Source organism: Nisaea sp. (genome assembly GCF_017640745.1).
Classification (GTDB): Bacteria; Pseudomonadota; Alphaproteobacteria; order Thalassobaculales; family Thalassobaculaceae; genus Nisaea.
Genome location: NZ_JAEPQA010000009.1, coordinates 1 through 19,503, shown reverse-complemented (window position 1 = coordinate 19,503; position 19,503 = coordinate 1). Strand labels below are relative to the sequence as shown.

13 protein-coding genes are annotated in these 19,503 nt (G+C 65.2%); 9 read left to right on the top strand and 4 right to left on the bottom strand.

The window, feature by feature from the left end; genetic code table 11:
* Nucleotides 1–58: 58 nt before the first annotated feature.
* Complete coding sequence (locus tag JJ959_RS08175; RefSeq protein WP_292881919.1) at nucleotides 59–2,887, bottom strand: [protein-PII] uridylyltransferase; 2,829 nt, start codon at nucleotides 2,885–2,887, stop codon at nucleotides 59–61.
* A 164-nt stretch (nucleotides 2,888–3,051) separates the two neighbouring features.
* Here JJ959_RS08175 and JJ959_RS08170 point away from each other — a divergent pair, with 164 nt between their 5' ends.
* Nucleotides 3,052–4,245 (top strand): FAD-binding oxidoreductase, encoded by a 1,194-nt coding sequence (locus JJ959_RS08170; protein ID WP_292881917.1) that lies wholly within the window; start codon nucleotides 3,052–3,054, stop codon nucleotides 4,243–4,245.
* Here the strand turns inward: JJ959_RS08170 and mutS are convergent.
* Nucleotides 4,242–6,887 carry a DNA mismatch repair protein MutS gene (mutS, locus tag JJ959_RS08165; RefSeq protein WP_292882182.1) on the bottom strand — a complete coding sequence of 882 codons (2,646 nt, stop codon included), beginning with the start codon at nucleotides 6,885–6,887 and terminating at the stop codon, nucleotides 4,242–4,244. The two genes, JJ959_RS08170 and mutS, sit on opposite strands and share 4 nt — an antisense overlap.
* Before the next feature lie 380 nt (nucleotides 6,888–7,267).
* On the opposite strand from mutS, the gene JJ959_RS08160 reads away from it, so the two are divergent.
* The 8 genes from JJ959_RS08160 (at nucleotide 7,268) to phoB (ending at nucleotide 17,510) form a co-directional block, all read left to right on the top strand.
* Nucleotides 7,268–9,532, top strand: coding sequence for an NADP-dependent malic enzyme (locus JJ959_RS08160; protein WP_292881914.1), 2,265 nt, complete (start codon nucleotides 7,268–7,270; stop codon nucleotides 9,530–9,532).
* Between the two features lie 200 nt (nucleotides 9,533–9,732).
* Entirely contained in the window at nucleotides 9,733–11,229 is a 1,497-nt protein-coding gene (locus JJ959_RS08155; RefSeq protein ID WP_292881912.1) for an ATP-binding protein, read from the top strand.
* Between the two features lie 119 nt (nucleotides 11,230–11,348).
* Complete coding sequence (locus JJ959_RS08150; protein ID WP_292881909.1) at nucleotides 11,349–12,389, top strand: PstS family phosphate ABC transporter substrate-binding protein; 1,041 nt, start codon at nucleotides 11,349–11,351, stop codon at nucleotides 12,387–12,389.
* A 141-nt stretch (nucleotides 12,390–12,530) separates the two neighbouring features.
* Nucleotides 12,531–13,913, top strand: a complete 1,383-nt coding sequence (gene pstC / locus JJ959_RS08145; protein ID WP_292881906.1) for a phosphate ABC transporter permease subunit PstC — start codon at nucleotides 12,531–12,533, stop codon at nucleotides 13,911–13,913.
* 7 nt (nucleotides 13,914–13,920) lie between these two features.
* On the top strand, nucleotides 13,921–15,222 hold the full coding sequence (pstA, locus tag JJ959_RS08140) for a phosphate ABC transporter permease PstA (protein WP_292882179.1): 1,302 nt from the start codon (nucleotides 13,921–13,923) through the stop codon (nucleotides 15,220–15,222).
* A 26-nt stretch (nucleotides 15,223–15,248) separates the two neighbouring features.
* The gene (gene pstB / locus JJ959_RS08135) at nucleotides 15,249–16,040 is read left to right on the top strand and encodes a phosphate ABC transporter ATP-binding protein PstB (protein ID WP_292881903.1); all 792 of its coding nucleotides are present in this window, start codon (nucleotides 15,249–15,251) and stop codon (nucleotides 16,038–16,040) included.
* Between the two features lie 28 nt (nucleotides 16,041–16,068).
* Nucleotides 16,069–16,776 carry a phosphate signaling complex protein PhoU gene (gene phoU, locus JJ959_RS08130; RefSeq protein ID WP_292881900.1) on the top strand — a complete coding sequence of 236 codons (708 nt, stop codon included), beginning with the start codon at nucleotides 16,069–16,071 and terminating at the stop codon, nucleotides 16,774–16,776.
* Between the two features lie 35 nt (nucleotides 16,777–16,811).
* On the top strand, nucleotides 16,812–17,510 hold the full coding sequence (gene phoB, locus JJ959_RS08125; protein ID WP_193186170.1) for a phosphate regulon transcriptional regulator PhoB: 699 nt from the start codon (nucleotides 16,812–16,814) through the stop codon (nucleotides 17,508–17,510).
* Here phoB and JJ959_RS08120 read toward each other — a convergent pair whose 3' ends face one another.
* Complete coding sequence (locus JJ959_RS08120) at nucleotides 17,511–18,821, bottom strand: AmpG family muropeptide MFS transporter (protein ID WP_292881897.1); 1,311 nt, start codon at nucleotides 18,819–18,821, stop codon at nucleotides 17,511–17,513.
* The coding region (locus JJ959_RS08115; protein ID WP_292881895.1) for an adenosine kinase at nucleotides 18,814–19,503 on the bottom strand (690 nt) is incomplete at its 5' end. The genes JJ959_RS08120 and JJ959_RS08115, both read right to left, overlap by 8 nt.

Here is a 19,503-nt window from a genome sequence, read left to right as displayed (position 1 = left end):
ATGTCGGCGGGAACGGGAGACTGCATCGGAACCGGGGCAGGAAAAAGGCCGCCGAGTATCATGAAGCGCCATTGTCGGATCGCGGTGGTGCCGCATCGTCGGCAAGCGCGGTCAGCAGGGCGTCGCGGATTTCCTGGATCCGCGTCTCGGAATCGATCTTCAGCCCGAACAGGTCCTTCACGTAGAACACGTCGACGAAGCTCTCGCCATAGGTCGAGATCTTGGCCGAGAAGATCTGGATCTTGATCTCCCGCAGAGCGCGCGCGATGCGGTAGAGCACGCCGGGCCTGTCGGTCGCGTTCACCTCGATGACGGTATGGGTCACGCTCGCCTTGTTGTCGACCAGCACCCGGGTCGGGATCTTCATCACCCGGGCCCGGCGCTCGATGCTGCGGCGGCGCTTCACCAGTTCGGAGAGCAGGTTTACCCGGCCGGTCAGGGCCTGCTCGATCGCGACCGAGAGCTTCGCCAGCTTGTCCGGCCGGTCAAAAGCCTTGCGGTCCTCGTCCTGGATCCAGAAAACGTCAAGCGCCATGCCATTACTGAAGGTCGCGATGCGGGCATCGACGATGCTCGCGCCGGAAATCGCCATCGCGCCGGTGATGCGCGAAAAGAGGCCCGGATGGTCCGAGGTATAGACGATGATCTCGGTCACCTCGCGGGCCGCGTCGACCCGACTCTCGATCGCGAGCTCACGTTCCTCGATCTCCGCGGCGCGGACCATGCGGGCATGGCGCACATGGGTCTCGAGGTCGAAGGCGAGCCAGTAATCCGCGTAGCCGAGCGAGAGGTGGCGCTCGATATCTTCGGCCGGCCAGTCGACCAGGGCTTTCGCCAGCGCTCTCTTCGCCTTCTCGATACGGCGCTTGCGGCCGGCCTCCTCGCCCTGTCCGGTAAGCGCCTCGTCCGACGCCCAGTAAAGCTCCCGCAAGAGAGCCGCCTTCCAACCGTTCCAGACATTCGGGCCGACCGCGCGGATATCGGCGACGGTCAGCACCAGCAGCAGTCGCAGGCGCTCCGGCGACTGCACGATGGCGGAGAAATCGTGCACGGTCTTCGGATCGTTCACGTCGCGCTTGAAGGCGGCATAGCTCATCAGCAGGTGCCAGCGCACCAGCCAGGCGACGGTCTCGGTTTCCTCCTCGCTAAGGCCGAAACGCGGGCAGAGCCGTCGCGCGACCCGCTCGCCGAGGCGCGAATGGTCGCCGCCGCGGCCCTTGGCGATGTCGTGCAGAAACACGGCGACATAGAGCGCTCGCCGGGAAATCACCTTGTGGATCACCTCGCTCGCGATCGGTGCGATCTCCGCAAGCTCGCCTTTTTCGATCCGGTGCAGAATCCCGAGCATGACGATGGTGTGCTCGTCGACGGTATAGACATGGTACATGTCGTACTGCATCTGCGCGACGACACGGCCGAAATCCGGCACGAACTTGCCGAGAACCTGGGCCTCGTTCATGCGGCGGAAGATCCGTTCCGGACCTTGCGGCGCTTCCAGCATCTCGACGAAGAGCCGGTTCGCCTCCGCATCCTTGCGCAGGTCCTTGTCGATCCGCTTCAGGTTCTGGGTCACCAGGCGCAGCGCGTGCGGATGCAGCTCCAGATCGTTCTTTTGCGCGGTGTGAAAGAAGCGGATGAGGTTCACCGGATCGCGGGAAAAGACCTCGTCGTCCACCACGTTCAGCCGGTCGCCATCGATCTGAAAGTCGCCGAGATCCCGTTTGCGCTGGAACCCCCAGGAGAGCCGGAGCCGGGGCTTGCGGCGGTTCTCCGCCTCGATGCTGGCGCAGAAGATCCGGGTCAGGTCGCCGACATCCTTGGAGACCAGGTAATAGTGCTTCATGAAGCGCTCGACCGCGACGGCGCCCGCGCGATTGGTGTAGCCCATGCGCTTGGCGATCTCGGTCTGCAGATCGACGGTCAGGCGTTCCTCGGCCCGGTCGGTCAGGTAGTGAAGGTGGCAGCGGATGGTCCAGAGCAGTTTCTGCGCCTTGGCGAACTTGCGGGCTTCCGCCGCCGTCAGAACGCCGCGCTCCACCAGATCGGAAACCTGATCGACCTTGTAGACATACTTGCCGATCCAGAAGAGCCGGTGCAGGTCGCGCAACCCGCCCTTGCCGTCCTTGATGTTCGGCTCGATGACATAGCGGCTGTCGCCCAGCCGTTCGTGCCGCTCGTCCGCCTCGGAGAGCTTGGCCTCGACGAACTCCATCTCGGTCCCGGTCTCGACATCCTTGCGGAAGCGCTCGCGCAGATCCGCGAAGAGCGGTTCGGCGCCCCAGAGATAGCGGAGCTCCAGCAGCGAGGTCCGGATCGTCATGTCCGCCTTGGCCTGGCGGATGCACTCGTCGACCGAGCGGGTCGCGTGGCCGACCTTCAGCCGCAGGTCCCAGAGCAGGTAGAGCATGTACTCTACCACCTGCTCGCTGTATGGGGTCTGCTTGTAGGGCAGCAGGAAGAGCAGATCGAGGTCTGAATAGGGCGCCATCTCGCCGCGCCCGTAACCGCCGACCGCGGCGACGCAGATCTGCTCGGCCTGGGTCGGATTGGCGTTTCGGTAGATTCGCGTCGTCGTGGTGTCGGCGATCGCCTGGACGATTACATCCGTCAGATAGGCGTTGGCGCGGACCGCCTCGGCACCGTCATTGGTTTCGAGAAAGCGCCGTTCGACCTCGGCCCGGCCATCGTCCACCGTGTGCCGCAAGAGCTTCAGGAAAGCGGGCCGGAAGGTGTCCGCGTTCCCGCTCTCCTGCCAGAGCGCGTCGATGGCCTCGGCAAGCGCGGCCGGGTCCACGATCTTCTTGCGGCCCTTGACCTTCGGCACCGGCGCCGCCACGGCAGCGTCGGTCCCTGTCCCGCTTTCCGGCATCAGATTGTCGACGGCCATGTCCCTCTCGCACCTCGCGAAATCACCTCGCGGGACATTAGTGCATAATTGGCGGCCGCGCCATGTCCCGCGCTGCAACATGGCCGCTGGACCTTGGCCTTGCCCGAAGATAAGAACGACGGGAGAGATCTCTCGTTCCCCGCGTCCTTTCCGGAGCGTCCCCCGTGGCAGACAAATCAGTCAGCGATGTCGTGATCATCGGCGGCGGCGTGATCGGCAGCGCCATCGCCTACTTTCTCGCCTCCGCCCCCGACGCTCCCGGCTCGGTCACCGTCATCGAGCGCGATTCGAGCTATGCGACCGCGTCGACGCCCCGCTCCGCAGGCGGCATCCGCCAGCAATTCTCCAATCCGGAAAACATCGAGATCGGACTGTTCGGTCATCATTTCGCGACCCACCTCGCCGATTATCTGTCGGTCGACGGCGAGTGCCCGGACCCGGGCTTCGTCGAAGGCGGCTATCTCTTCCTCGCCGGACCGTCCGGCCTCGACGTGCTCCGGCAGAACCACGAGGAACAAACGCGTCATGGTGCCGAGATCGCGCTGCTCGATACCGTTTCCACTGCGGAACGGTTTCCCTGGCTGAACATGGACGGCATCGCCGGCGCGGCCTTCGGCTTGCGCGGGGAGGGCTGGCTCGATCCGAACACCCTGATGCAGGCCTTCCGGCGCAAGGCGCGCAGCCTCGGCGTCACCTATCTCGAGGCCGAGGTCACGGGCCTCGAGCAGGATGGCGCCCGCGTGACGGCGGTGTGGCTCGCGGACGGGAGCCGGATTGCGGCGGGAACCGTCGTCAACGCGGCAGGGCCGAATGCCGGCAGGATCGCCGCCATGGCCGGTATCTCCCTCCCCGTGGTACCGCGCAAGCGCAACGTCTACGTCTTCGATTGCCGGGAGGCACTGGAGCCCGCCGTTCCGCTGCTGATCGACCCGTCCGGCGTCTATGTCCGGCCCGAGAGCGGCGGCTATATCTGCGGCGTCTCTCCGCCCGCGGATCAGGATCCCGACGGCGAGACAGACGATCTGGAGGTCGAATATCGCTGGTTCGAGGAGGTGGTCTGGCCGGCCCTCGCCCACCGCGTTCCGGCCTTCGAAGCGATCAAGCTGACGGGTGCCTGGGCCGGTCATTACGATTACAACACGATTGACCAGAACGGCATCGTCGGGCCGCATCCCGAACTCACGAATTTCCTCTTCGCGAACGGTTTTTCCGGCCACGGTCTGCAACAGGCCCCGGCGGTCGGCCGGGCGGTGGCGGAGCTGATCACCAAAGGCGGCTTCCGGACCATCGATCTCTCGCGTTTCGGCTTCGAGCGCTTCGCCAGCGGCGCGCTCGTGCTGGAGCGCAATATCGTCTAGCTTTCCCGCTCCTTCAGCGCCCGCAGCTCGTAGATCAGGTCGAGCGCCTCGCGCGGCGTCAGGTCGTCCGGCCGGATCTCCTCCAGCCGGGCCTCGACTGCACTTTCCTTCGCGGCGGCGGCTTTCGGCGACGGCGCGAGGGCCTGGAAGAGCGGCAGATCGTCTGCAAGGCTGACGGCGGCGCTGGCGACCTTGCCTTTTTCCAACCGCTCCAGCACCTCCTCCGCCCGGGAAACGACTACCGGCGGCAACCCCGCGAGCTTGGCGACATGGATCCCGTAGGAACGGTCGGCTGCGCCGGAGACCACCTCGTGCAGGAACACCACGTCGTCATTCCATTCCCGGATCCGCATGGTGTGGCAGGCGAGACTGTCGAGCTTGGATTCAAGCCCGGTCAGCTCATGGTAATGGGTCGCGAAGAGCGCGCGGGCGCGGCTGACCTCATGCAGGTGCTCCACCGTCGCCCAGGCGATCGAGAGCCCGTCGAAGGTCGCGGTGCCGCGGCCGATCTCGTCGAGAATCACCAGCGAGCGCTCGGTCGCCTGGTTCAGGATCGTCGCGGTCTCCACCATCTCGACCATGAAGGTCGAGCGCCCCCGGGCGAGATCGTCCGCCGCGCCGACCCGGCTAAAGAGCCGGTCGACGACGCCGATATGCGCGCTTTCCGCCGGCACGAAGGAACCGGCCTGGGCCATCAGCGCGATCAGCGCGTTCTGGCGCAGGAAGGTACTCTTACCGGCCATGTTCGGACCGGTGATGAGCCAGAGCCGCTCCGGGTCCTGCAGCACGCAATCGTTCGGCACGAAGCCGCTCTCGCCTGGATTGAGCGCCTCGACCACCGGGTGCCGGCCGCCGCGGATCTCGAAGGCGCGGCTGCCGTCCACCTCCGGGCGGCAATAGCGGCGTTCGGCGGCGAGCTCGGCCAGCGCAGTCAGCACGTCGAGCCGCGCCAGCGCATGGGCCGCAAGCACAATGTCGTCGGCCTCGGCCAGAACCGCCTCGACCAGCTCCTGGAAGAGCGACTGTTCGAGCGCCACCGCCTTGTCGGCCGCCTGCGATAGATCGCGCTCCAGCTCGCCCAGCTCCACCGTGGTGAAGCGCACCGCGTTGGCCATGGTCTGGCGATGGATGAAATCCTCGCGCCCGAGCAGCTTCTCGCCATGCGCCGCCGTCACCTCGATGAAATAGCCGAGCACGTTGTTATGCTTGATCTTCAGCGCCGAAACGCCCGTTTCGGTCACGTAACGGGCCTGCAGTCCGGCGATCAGACGCCGGCTCTCGTCGCGCATGGTCCGGAGCCGGTCGAGTTCGGGCGCGTAGCCCTGGGCGATGAAGCCACCGTCGCGGGCGAGCAGCGGAAGCTCCGGCGCCAGCGCACGGTCGAGCTTGTCGGTCAGCGGCACGTGATAGCCGAGATCCTCGAAGATGACCTTCGCTTCCTCGGGCGCGCCGCCGGCATCGCCGGTCAGCCCGCTCGCCATCGCGTCGGCGCGGGCAAGCTGGTCGCGCAGCGGCCCGGTGCCCGAGAGACCGTCGCGGATCGCCGCCAGATCGCGCGGCCCGCCGCGGCCGAGCGCGAGCCGGGAGAGCGCCCGCTCGACATCCGGCAGGGCGCGGAGCGTGTCGCGGATCTCGCCGCGCAGCCGCTCGCCCTCGCGGAAATGCGCGACCGCATCGAGACGACGGGAAATCTCGGCGACATCCGTCACCGGAGCCGAAAGCCGCTGCGCCAGCAAACGTCCGCCGGCGCCGGTCACGGTGCGGTCCAGCACGCTCAGGAGCGAGCCGCGCTTTTCCCCGCCGAGGGTGCGCAGGATTTCCAGATTGCGCCGGGTCGAGGCGTCGATTTCCACCAGACCGCCCGCCTGCCAGCGGCGCGGAGGCTGCAGCCGGGGCATCGAGGAGATCTGGGTCAGTTCGAGATAGTCGACGAGGGCGCCCGCGGCCGCCAGTTCCGCCCGCTCGAAGGCGCCGAAGCCTTCCAGCGACGAGACCTCGAACAGTGCTTCAAGGCGCCGCCGCCCGTTCTCGCTGTCGAAGCGGCTCGCCGGCTGCGGGACGCTCGCGCCCGACCATTCCTCGAGCAGGGTCGCGAAACCGCTTTCCGGCTCCAGCAGGGTGTCCGGAAACAGCAGCTCGCTCGGCCCGATTCGCGCCAGCGCCGCGCCGAGACCGGCGGCTGTCACCGGCTGGGCATGGAAGTCGCCCGTCGAGACGTCGATCCATGCAACGCCGAACCCGTCCTGCGCCTTCGCGAGCGCGGCCAGGTAATTGTTGCTCCGGGCGTCGAGCAGCGCGTCCTCCGTGATCGTCCCGGGCGTCACCACCCGGACGACCTCCCGGCGCACCACCGACTTGGATCCGCGCTTCTTGGCCTCGGCCGGATCCTCGGTCTGCTCACAGATCGCGACCCGGTAGCCCTTGCGGATCAGGCGGGCGAGATAGCCTTCGGCGGAATGGTGCGGCACGCCGCACATCGGGATCGGCTCGCCACCATGCTGGCCTCGTTTCGTGAGCGTAATGTCCAGCGCCGCCGCCGCCTGTTCCGCATCCTCGAAGAAGAGCTCGTAGAAATCCCCCATGCGGTAGAACAGCAATGCGTCGGGATGCCGGTCCTTGACCTCGAAATACTGCTGGAACATCGGCGTCGCTTCCGCCCGGGCGCGGGAGGAGACGGGTGCTTCGGCGGGTTTGCTGTCGGAAGGCGAAATCGTGTTCACGGCCGGAATGTCACTCGGGTCCCAATGGCATCGAAAGGCGCGGCGCGGGCCGCTTCGAAAACGGCGGCGACCTTAACATGAGGGCGGCGGCCACTTCCAATGCGGAGAAACCGGCAATGCCCGGAAGCGGTCTCGTCCGGGCGCGATTATGGATTTCGATTCCGGGATATGAAATTGCCCCTGCCGCCGGTCCCGCCTATCGTGAGCTAATCCTATTTAACTTTATGAACTGAAGCGGCACGGACGGCCCGGTCCGCCCGCAATCCATCGGGCCAACAAGAGTTCTCAGGGAGAGAAACGTCATGGATGATGCGAAGCGCATGCTTGAGGTGGAAGCGCTGGAATTCCACGCCTCGGGACGGCCCGGCAAGCTGGAAGTCGCCGCCACGAAGAACCTGACCACGCAGCGCGAGCTCGCTCTCGCCTATTCGCCCGGCGTCGCCTACCCCTGCCTCGCCATCGAGAAGGATGAGAGCAAGGCTTACGAATATACCGCCAAGGGCAATATCGTCGCGGTGATCTCGAACGGCACCGCCGTGCTCGGCCTTGGCGATATCGGCGCCCAGGCCGCCAAACCGGTGATGGAGGGCAAGTCCGTCCTCTTCAAGCGCTTCGCCGATGTCGACGGCTTCGATCTCGAGGTCGATACCAAGGATGTGGACGAGTTCGTCAACTGCGTGCGCTTCCTCGGCAAGACCTATGGCGGCATCAATCTCGAGGACATCAAGGCCCCGGACTGCTTCATCATCGAGCAGCGCCTGAAGGAAATCATGGACATCCCGGTGTTCCATGACGACCAGCACGGCACCGCGATCATCACCTCCGCCGGCATGATCAACGCGCTCGACCTGACCGGGCGCTCGATCGAGACGGCGAAGATGGTGGTGAACGGCGCCGGCTCCGCCGCCATCGCCTGCGTCGAGCTGCTGAAATCGATGGGCATGAAGGACGAGAACGTCATCCTCTGCGACAGCAAGGGCGTGATCTACCAGGGCCGCGACGGCGGCATGAACCAGTGGAAGTCGAAGCATGCCGTCGACACGCCGCTCCGCACACTGGAAGAGGCGGTCAAGGGCGCGGACATCTTCTGCGGCCTCTCCGTCAAGGGCGCGATGACACAGGAAATGGTGAAGTCCATGGCCCCCCGGCCGATCATCTTCGCCATGGCCAATCCGGATCCGGAAATCACCCCGGAAGACGTCGCAGCGGTCCGTCCGGACGCGATCGTCGCCACCGGCCGGTCCGACTACCCGAACCAGGTGAACAACGTTCTCGGCTTCCCCTACATCTTCCGCGGCGCGCTGGACGTCCGGGCGAGCGAGATCAATGACGCGATGAAGATCGCCGCCGCCAACGCGCTGGCGGAACTCGCCCGCGAGGACGTGCCGGACGAGGTCGGCAAGGCCTATGGCAAGACCCTGCACTACGGCGAGGGCTACCTGATCCCGGCGCCGTTCGATCCCCGGCTGATCGTCAAGGTCTCTTCCGCCGTCGCCCAGGCGGCGATGGATACCGGCGTCGCCCGCAAGCCGATCAAGGACATGAACGCATACCGTGCCGAGCTCGGCGCGCGGCTCGATCCGACCTCCTCCAGCCTGCAGGTCATTTTCGACCGGATCCGCGCCAATCCGCGCCGGGTCGTGTTCGCCGAGGGCGAGGAGGAGCGGGTGATCCGCGCCGCCGTCGCTTTCCGCAACGGAGGCTACGGAACGCCGGTGCTGATCGGCCGCGAGGAAGTGATCAAGGAACAGGTGGCGAAACTCGGCGTGAAGGGTGCGGAAACCCTCGAGGTCCACAATGCGCGGCTCTCGGAGCACAACGCGGCCTATACCGAGATGCTCTACAAGCGCCTGCAGCGGAAGGGTCATATCCACCGCGACTGCCAGCGCATGGTGAACCAGGACCGCAACGTCTTCGGCGCCTGCATGGTTGCCGCCGGACATGCCGAGGCGATGGTCACTGGCCTGACCCGCAATTTCGGTGTGACGCACGAATACGTCACCCGCGTGCTCGACCCCAAGCCGGGACAGCGCGTGATGACCTATTCCATCGTGATCTCACGCGGCAGGACGATTTTCATCAGCGACACCAACGTGAACGAGCTGCCGAGCGCCGAGGAACTCGCCGACATCGCGATCCAGACCGCCGAACAGGCCCGCGCCTTCGGCCACACGCCGCGGGTCGCACTTCTCTCCTTCTCCAATTTCGGCTACCCGCCGCGGGAGAAGGCTGTGCGCATCCGGGATGCTGTGAAGGTGCTCGACGAGCGCGGGGTCGATTTCGAGTATGACGGCGAGATGTCCGCCGACATCGCGCTCGACCACGATCTGATGAAGCGGAACTATCCGTTCTGCCGCCTGACCGGACCGGCAAACGTATTGGTCATGCCGGCGCTGCATTCCGCCAACATCACCTACAAGATGCTGCAGTCCATCGGCGGCGCGGCCATCATCGGCCCGATGCTGGTCGGCCTGGAGAAGCCGGTTCAGATCGTTCAGATGAGCGCGACCGTGACCGATCTGGTCAATGCGGCAGCGATCGCGGCGCATGACGCGCTGACCGACTAGACCAATCGGCGATTGGTCCGGACGGCACGCATCCCGGACCTGGGAGCGTGCCGTTCTTTCGGTTTTTGTCGGTTTTCGGCTCCCGGATATGTTTTCCGGGCGGTATGATAGAAACCGTCACACTCCGGGAGTTAGTGATCCCGGTCAGGTGAGCCGCCAAGGCGCCGGCCTGAGAGAAACCGTCCCTAGATCGAAAGAGCATGAGCGAACAGCCGAGCGAAACGGAGTCCGGTACGACGAACGACCTTCCCGTCGCGCTGCCGCTCTGGGACGTGTTCCGTGGCGGCCTCGTCGTCTCGCTGCCGGCGGCAATCGCGCTCGGCGTCATCACGGCGCTCGATGCGGTGGAGCCGCTGCATGCCGTCGGCGCGTGGGGCGTGTCCCTCTTGGTCGCCATGGCCATCGTGCGCCGGCATTACAGCCTGCTTGTCACCATCAAGCGGCACATCCAGCGCCGCGCCGGCTCGAACGCGCCGGAGCGGGCCTCGAAAGCGGACGACGTGCTCTCGAACATCGCGGACGGGATCGGCGAGACCGCGGAGCTGGCCTCGGCCCTGACCCGCCTCTTCCGCGCGACGGCCGACCGCCGCAACCAGCTTCAGGCCCTGAACGAGCGGCACGTCTCGATCATCGACAATATCCCGGACCCGCTGCTGTTCCTCAACCAGAAGGGTCGGGTGCAGAGCATGAACAGAGCGGCGCGCGAGCAGTTCGGTGGCCGCATCATGGGCCGCGAACTGTCGCAGGTCGCGCGCGACCCGGCCTTGCTCGAAGCCGGCGATGCCGTGCTGGCCGAGGGCGGCTTCCGCACCGTGGAGATCTCGCTCTCGGATCCGGTGGTCCGGGTTTTCAACGTACGGATCGAGGCACTTCCCGGCGAAAAGGAGGAGCAGCGCTCGGCCCTGGTGATCTTCCGCGACCTGACCGAAATCCGGCGGATCGAGAGCATGCGCGTGGATTTCGTCGCCAATGTCAGCCACGAGCTGCGTACGCCGCTCGCCACGCTGCACGGTTTCATCGAAACCCTGCGCGGCCCGGCGCGGGACGATCTCGAGGCGCATGAGAAGTTTCTCGAAATCATGGACCAGCAGACGAGCCGCATGACCCGTCTGGTCACGGATCTGCTGTCGCTTTCCCGCATCGAGGCGGCGGAGCACACGGCGCCGGACCAGGAAGTGTCGCTGCGCCCGCTGGTCGAACATATCGTCGCCGCGACGGAGCTGAGCGCGGCACGGCGCGGGATCCGGATCGTTCAGGAGATTGCTCCCGACCTCCCGCCACTGATCGCCAACGGCGACGAGATATCGCAGGTTCTTCAGAACCTGGTGGAGAACGCGCTGAAATACGGCCGCGAGCAGAGCACGGTCACGATCCGGGCCGCAATCACCGCCGAGCTGCCCGCATCCGTTTCGCTGCAGGCCGAGGATCTCGTTGCGATCAGCGTCGTCGATCAGGGTGACGGCATCCCGCGGGAGCATATCCCGCGCCTGACCGAGCGTTTCTACCGCGTGGACACCGCGCGTTCGCGCGAAATGGGGGGAACCGGGCTCGGTCTTGCCATCGTCAAGCATATCGTCAGCCGTCACCGGGGCGCGCTGACGATCGACAGCAAGGTTGGAAAAGGCAGCACTTTCACGGTCTTCCTTCCGTGCAAGGCGCCCGGCGTCATCAGATCGCAACATTTCGCCGCCGGCTGAAACAAAAGCTTCACATAAACGTAGTAATACGGTCTCCGGACCAGCGTAGGAACGGGGCGTCCTGACATACACGGTGTCAGGTACGTCCGATCACACTCCTATGTCCCGGAGGCAAAATCGTGCTTAAGAATTCTCTCCTGAAGGCAATCCCGCTCGCCCTCGCCGGCGTCGTCGCTGTTGCCGCGGCCGCGGAAGCCCGCGACCAGATCCGTATCGTCGGATCCTCCACCGTTTTCCCGTTCTCCACGTCGGTTGCCGAGACCTTCGGCAAGACCAGCGGCTTCAAGACGCCGGTCGTCGAAAGCACCGGTTCCGGCGGCGGCCTGAAGCTGTTCTGCTCCGGCGTCGGCGTGCAGCATCCGGACATCACCAACGCGTCCCGCCGGATCAAGGCTTCGGAAGTCGAGACCTGCGCCAAGAACGGCGTCGCCGACGTCATCGAGATCAAGATCGGCTTCGACGGCATCGTCATCGGCAACGACAAGGGCGCTGCCAGCTTCGACCTGACCAAGAAGCAGCTCTTCCTGGCGCTCGCCGCGGAAGTTCCGGTCGACGGCAAGATCGTCAAGAACCCGTACAACACCTGGTCCGACATCGACTCCTCGCTGCCGAACCAGCCGATCGAAGTCCTCGGCCCGCCCCCGACCTCCGGTACCCGCGACGCGTTCGTGGAACTGGTCATGCGTGAAGGCGCCGAAGAGTTCCCGGAGCTCAAGGCGATGGCCAAAAGCGACAAGAAGGGCTTCCGCAAGATCTCCGACTCCATGCGCGAAGACGGCAAGTTCATCGAAGCCGGCGAGAACGACAACCTGATCGTCCAGAAGCTCCAGGCCAACCCGAACGCCATGGGCATCTTCGGCTTCAGCTTCCTCGACCAGAACAGCGACAAGATCAAGGGCGCGAACGTGCTCGGCGTCGAGCCGACCTTCGAGAACATCGCCAGCGGCGACTACTCGGTGTCCCGCTCGCTCTACTTCTATGTGAAGAAGGCGCATATCGGTGTCGTTCCGGGCATCGAGGAATATCTCGCCGAGTTCACGTCCGACAAGGCGATCGGCGACGAGGGCTATCTGACCGACAAGGGTCTGATCCCGCTCCCGGCCGCGGACCGCGCGAAGTTCCGCGAAGCCGCGACCAACAAGACCAACCTGGTGATGTAATCAGGTCTCGGGAGAGGCGGCTCGCCGCCTCTCCCCTGTCTTTATGGACCCGCATCGCGACGGATCCATAAAGACAGCGCCATTTGCGAGCCCGGGACCGACTGCCGGGCCGACAGCAGCATTCTCCGCCGGCGGGGCACAATGAACAGCTTCTTCCTTCTTCTCGTCGTCATCGGACTTTCGGTGGCGGGCTACGCCGCGGGACGGGCCCGTTCCGTCCTCGCCGCATCCGGCGACGTTCGCATCCTGCACTCCCTGCCAAGCTACTACGGCATGTTCGTCGCCCTCGGCTGCGGCCTGCCGGCCATCCTGCTTCTCGCACTCTGGCTGATCATCCAGCCGCAGATCGTCGAGCACATGGTGATGGCCGGCCTCGATCCCTCGATCATGCCGCAGAACGCGGACGAGTATTCGCTGATGCTGACCGATATCCGCAACCTGGCCAGCGGCAACGCCGTCAGCCGGGAGGCGAGCCCGGCCATCATGGCCGCGATGGAGCGCTACCAGTCGCTGCAGAGTGTCGGTTTCTGGACCATGGGCGCCGCCGTCGTCTGCATCGCCCTGCTGGGTCTGGTCTGGGCCCGCTCCCAGGTGAGCCGCAGCTTCCGGGCCCGCAACGTCGTCGAGAACATCATCCGCGTGCTGCTGATCGTCTGCTCGATGATCGCGATCCTGACCACGGTCGGCATCGTGCTCTCGCTGATCTTCGAGAGCCTGCGCTTTTTCGCCCGCGTCCCGTTCTTCGAGTTCCTGTTCGGCATTCACTGGAGCCCGCAGACGGCGATCCGCGCCGAGCAGGTCGGCGCCTCCGGCAGCTTCGGCGCCGTGCCGCTTTTCGCCGGGACCATGCTGATTACCCTGATCGCCATGCTGGTCGCGGGTCCGATCGGCCTGCTCTCGGCGATCTATATGGCGGAATACGCCAACCCGAAGTTCCGCGCCATCGCCAAGCCGATGCTGGAAATCCTCGCCGGCATCCCGACCGTGGTCTACGGCTTCTTCGCCGCCCTGACCGTCGCCCCGCTGATCCGCGGCTGGGGCGAGAGCATCGGGCTCGACGTCGCCTCGGAAAGCGCGCTCGCGGCGGGCGTGGTCATGGGCATCATGATCATCCCCTTTGTCTCCTCGCTCTCCGACGACGTGATCAACTCGGTGCCGCAGTCGCTGCGCGACGGCTCCTACGGGCTTGGTGCAACGAAGTCCGAGACGATCCGCCACGTCATCATCCCGGCCGCGCTGCCGGGCATCGTCGGCGCCTTTCTGCTGGCGGTCTCCCGGGCCATCGGCGAGACCATGATCGTCGTCATGGCCGCCGGGCTCGCGGCCAACCTGACCGCCAACCCGCTGGAAGCGGTGACCACGGTCACCGTTCAGATCGTCACCCTGCTGGTCGGCGACCAGGAATTCGACTCCGCCAAGACCCTCGCGGCCTTCGCCCTCGGTCTGGTGCTGTTCTTCGTCACCCTCGGCCTGAATGTGATCGCCCTCCGGGTGGTCCGGAAATATCGGGAAAAATATGACTGACGCGATCATGAACTCGAAACCCGATACCGCCGAGATCCGCCGGCCGTCCCCGGGCGGCGAGCGCCTCAAGAAGCGCTATGCCGCCGAGCGGCGGTTCCGTCTTTACGGATTGTGCAGCATTCTCGCCGCCGGCCTGATGCTGGTCTTTCTCGTCGGCAGCATCGTCGGGACTGGCTGGAGCGCGTTCCTGCAGACCTATGTGAAGCTTTCGATCACGTTCGATGCGGAGTATCTCGATCCGGCAGGCACCGGAGATCCGGCGCAGCTTCAGAACGCCGACTATGGCGGGCTGATGAAGAAGAACCTGCGCGACAACTTCCCCGAGGTCACCGGCCGGAGCGACAAGCGCAAGCTCTACAATTTCGTTTCCCCGAACGCCGGATATGTCCTGCGCGACATGGTGATTGCCGACCCGGCGCTGGTCGGGAAAACGCTCGATCTCTGGGTCAAGGCCTCCGACGATATCGACATGCTGACCAAGGGCTATGTCGACCGGACAGAAGCCGAGGATAACCGCCGCGTAAGCAATGCGGAGCTCGCCTGGTACGACAAGCTCGACAACGCGGATCGGGTCGAGACCCGGTTCAACACCGATTTCTTCGTCAATGCGGACAGCCGCGAGCCCGAGGAAGCCGGTATTCTCGGCGCGGTGACCGGATCGCTCCTGACCCTGCTGATCACGCTGTTGCTGTCCTTTCCAGTCGGCGTCATGGCCGCGATCTATCTCGAGGAATTCGCGCCGAAGAACCGTTGGACCGACCTGATCGAGGTGAATATCAACAACCTCGCCGCGGTGCCCTCCATCGTCTTCGGCCTGCTCGGTCTCGCAATGTTCCTGAACTTCTTCGGTTTCCCGCGTTCCGCCCCTCTGGTCGGCGGCATGGTGCTGGCGCTCATGACGCTGCCGACCATCATCATCGCGGCGCGTTCGGCGCTGAAGGCGGTGCCGCCGTCGATCCGCGAGGCCGCGCTCGGCCTCGGCGCCTCGCCGCTGCAGGTCGTCACGCACCATGTGCTGCCGCTCGCGATGCCGGGCATCCTGACCGGAACCATCATCGGCATGGCGCAGGCGCTCGGCGAGACCGCACCGCTGCTGATGATCGGGATGATCGCCTTCATCGTCGACATTCCGGGCGGTTTCACAGATCCCGCCACCGTTCTGCCGGTGCAGATCTATCTCTGGGCGGACAGCCCGGAACGCGCCTTCGTCGAACGCACTTCGGCTGCCATCATGGTGCTGCTGGCGTTCCTGATTTTCATGAATTTCGTCGCCGTCCTGCTGCGCAGGAAGTTCGAGCGGCGCTGGTAAGATTTCCGATGAGCGAGAAAGCAAAAATGAGCAAGACGAGCGGGTCCTCGGCCTCCGGCACCACACCGAAGATGAAGGGCGACAAGGTCAAGGTCTTCTATGGCGAGAAGCAGGCGCTGCAGGATGTCGACCTCGAGATCAAGCCGAACGAGGTGACCGCGCTGATCGGTCCGTCCGGCTGCGGCAAGTCCACCTTCCTGCGCTGTCTCAACCGGATGAACGACGTGATCGACATCTGCCGCGTCGAAGGCAAGATCACGCTGGACAACGAGGACATCTACAGTTCCGACCTCGATCCGGTGCAGCTCCGCGCCCGGGTCGGCATGGTGTTCCAGAAACCGAACCCGTTCCCGAAATCGATCTACGACAACATCGCCTACGGCCCGCGCATCCACGGCACGGCGTCCAGCAAAGCGGAGATCGACGAAATCGTCGAGACCAGCCTGACCAAGGCCGGCCTCTGGGAGGAGGTGAAGGACCGCCTGATGGAGCCCGGCACCGGCCTCTCCGGCGGGCAGCAGCAGCGGCTCTGCATCGCCCGGGCGATCGCGGTCAATCCGGAAGTGATCCTGATGGACGAGCCCTGCTCGGCGCTCGATCCGATCGCCACGGCGAAGATCGAGGAGCTGATCGACGAGCTGCGCGAGAACTTCACCATCGTCATCGTCACCCACTCCATGCAGCAGGCCGCGCGCGTCTCCCAGCGCACCGCCTTCTTCCACCTGGGCGAGCTGGTCGAGGTCGGCGATACCGAGCAGATCTTCACCAATCCGACGGATTCCCGCACCCAGGGATACATCACGGGACGGTTCGGCTGATCCGGACCGCTGAGAGACGCAAATGCCGATGAACGATCACATTGTCCGCTCCTTCGACGAGGATCTGGATAGCCTGAAGGCCAAAATCGCCCAGATGGGCGGGTTGGTCGAAGCACAATGCGAGTCCGCGGTCCGCGCCGTGCACCGCCGGGATCAGGCCCTGGCGCAGAAAGTGCGCGATGCAGACAGCCGGATCGACGCGCTCGAGGCCGAGATCGAAGCCATGAGCCTGCGCCTGCTCGCGCTGCGCCAGCCGCTCGGCGGAGACCTGCGCACCGTCGTCGCCAGTCTCAAGATCGTCAGCGACCTGGAGCGCATCGGCGACTATGCCGCCAATATCGGCAAGCGGGCGATCGTGCTCAGCGGCCTGCCGGAAATCCCGCCGGCCAACGGCATCGTGCGGATCGGCGGCCTCGTGAAGTCGCTGATCAAGGACGTTCTGGACGCCTATGCCGACGACGATCTTGAGCTCGCCGTCGCCGCCTGGCACCGGGACGAGGATATCGATGAACTCTATACCAGCCTGTTCCGCGAACTCCTGACCTACATGATGGAGGATCCGCGCAACATCACGGCATCGACTCACCTTCTCTTCATTGCCAAGAACCTGGAACGGATGGGCGATCACGCGACCAATATCGCCGAGACCGTGCACTTCCAGATCAAGGGAAAGAAAATGGAAGCGGACCGCCCGAAGGGCGATGACGCCAGCTACGTCGTTGAAATGCCTGAGTAAGCGTTGAAATCGAGAGTAGAAGTCCGATGAACATGATGAGTCAGAAGATCCTGGTGGTGGAGGACGAGGCGCCGATTGTCACTCTCCTGCGCTACAATCTCGAACGGGAAGGCTTCGAGGTTCTGGAAGCCGGCGACGGCGAGGAAGCCATGCTTCTCGCGATGGAGAAAAACCCGGACCTGATCCTGCTGGACTGGATGCTGCCGCTGCTCTCCGGCGTCGAGGTCTGCCGACGGCTCCGCCGCACGCCCGAGACCAAGGCCATCCCGGTCATCATGCTGACCGCACGCGGCGACGAGGGGGACCGTATCCGCGGCCTCAATGCCGGGGCCGACGACTATATCACCAAGCCCTTCAGCCCGAGCGAGCTCATCGCCCGGATCCGGGCCGTGCTGCGCCGCACGCGTCCCGCGAGCGACGCGGAAACCCTGCAGTTCGAGGATCTGGAAATGGATCTGGCGGCCCACAAGGTGCGCCGGAACGAACGCGAGATCCATCTCGGCCCGACCGAGTTCCGGCTGCTGCGCTATTTCCTCGAGCATCCGGGCCGGGTCTTCTCCCGCGAGCAGCTGCTCGACCGGGTCTGGGGACCGGATATCTATGTCGAGCCGCGCACCGTGGACGTGCATATCCGCCGTTTGCGCAAGGCGATCAATATCGACACCGAGTCCGATCTGATCCGCACCGTACGCTCCGCCGGTTACGCGCTCGACCGTCCGAGCGCCGCCGCCTGATCAGTCCGGCTGTTTCGCCCCGCCGGTCTTCTCCGGCGGGAACATTCGCATCAGCACCAGCAGCAGGATCAGCCCCGGCACGGCGATCGCCGTCGAGGCGATGAAAAAGCCTATCCAGCCGATATGGTCCGTGACCGCGCCCGCGCCGGAGCTCAGCACCGTGCGGCCGAAGGCCATGAAGGACGAGAGCAGCGCGTATTGCGTCGCCGTGAAGGCGACATTCGTCAGGCTCGAGAGATAGGCGACGAACGCCGCCGTCCCCATCCCGCCGGTGAAATTCTCCACCCCGATCGTCACGGTCAGCATCAGGACATCGTGCCCGGCGAGCGCCTGGGCGACGAAGATCAGATTGGACGCCGCCTGCAGCACCCCGGAAACCAGCAGGGCGTTGAGCAAGCCGAGACGCTTCACCAGCGCCCCGCCGGCGAACAGCCCGACCAGGAGCGCCACCAGTCCGAAAAGCTTCGTGACCTCGGCGATCTCCGTCTTGCTGAAACCGAGATCGATATAGAAGGGGTTGGTCAGGGTGCCGAGAAAAGCGTCCCCGAGCTTGTAGAGCAGGATGAAGGCGAGGATAAGCAGCGCGCCCCGCCGTGTCAGGAACTCCGCGAACGGCTCGTAGACCGCGCTCCGCAGCCATTCCGAGGGAGTTTCCGCGTGCGGCTCCGCCACACCGGTTTCGGGCTCCGGGCTGGTCAGCACGGTGAAGGTCCCGACCAGCACCAGCCCGGCCATCGCGAGATAGGCGACGAACCAGCCGGCCTGGTCCGCGATAATGAGCGCACCGGCGCCCGCGGCGAGCATGCCGACACGGTAGCCGAGCGTATAGGCCGCCGCACCCGCCCCCTGCTCGTCCTCCGTCAGGGACTCGATGCGGTAGGCGTCGACGACAATGTCCTGGCTCGCTGCGCAGAAGCTGACGACAACGGCGAAGAGCGCCATCAGCCAGGGCGTCGCCACCGGATCGGTCGCGCCCATCAGAACGATGGCCGACATCAGAAGGAGCTGGGTCGTCAGGAGCCAGGCACGTCGGCGCCCGAGCAGACGGCCGAGCACCGGGACCGCGAGCCGGTCCATCAGCGGTGCCCAGAGGAATTTCAGCGTGAAGGGGGTACCGACCAGCGCGAAGACGCCGATGGTCGTCAGATCGACACCCGACTCCCGCATCCAGGCGCTCAGGGTCGAAAACGAAAGCAGCAGCGGAAGCCCGCTCGAGAAACCGAGCAGCAGGACGACGAGGACGCGGCGCTTGAGATAAAGCGCCGCCGTCTCGGTCACCCAGTCACGGAGACCGCGCGCCGTGTCAACCAAGCCGCGCCGCCAGGAGTTCTCTCAGGTCCGCCTCGGGCCGCGCGCCGTAATGCGAGATCACTTCGGCCGCCGCGACGCTGCCCGCCCGGCCCCAGTCGGCCGGCTTCATGCCCTGGGTGTAGCCGTAGAGGAAGCCCGAAGCGTAGAGATCGCCGGCACCTGTGGTGTCGACCACCTTTTCGATCGGCTCGGCGTCGATCACATGCACCTCGTCCTTGTGCAGCACGAGCGAGCCCTTCGGCCCGCGCGTCACGCCCGCGGACTCGCAGCTCCAGCGCAGTTTCTGCAGGGCGTCGTCGAAATTGTCGGTCTGGTAGAGCGACAGCAGCTCCTGCTCGTTCGCGAACAGAATGTCGATATGATGATCCACCAGCTCGAGGAAGGCATCGCGGTGGCGGTCGACGCAGAACGGATCGGAGAGGGTCAACGCGACCTTGCCGCCGCTCGCATGGGTCTGCTTCGCCGCCTCGATGAAGGCCTTCTTCGCTTCCGGCGGATCGAACAGATAGCCTTCGAGATAGACCACCTTGCTGGCGGCGATCCGGTCGCCGTCGATATCCTGCGGGCCGAGCTGCACGCAGGCGCCGAGGAAGGTGTTCATGCTGCGCTGGGCGTCCGGCGTCACCATGATGAGGCTGCGCGCGGTCGACGGGCCTTCGAGCGTCGGCGGCGTGTCGAAGCT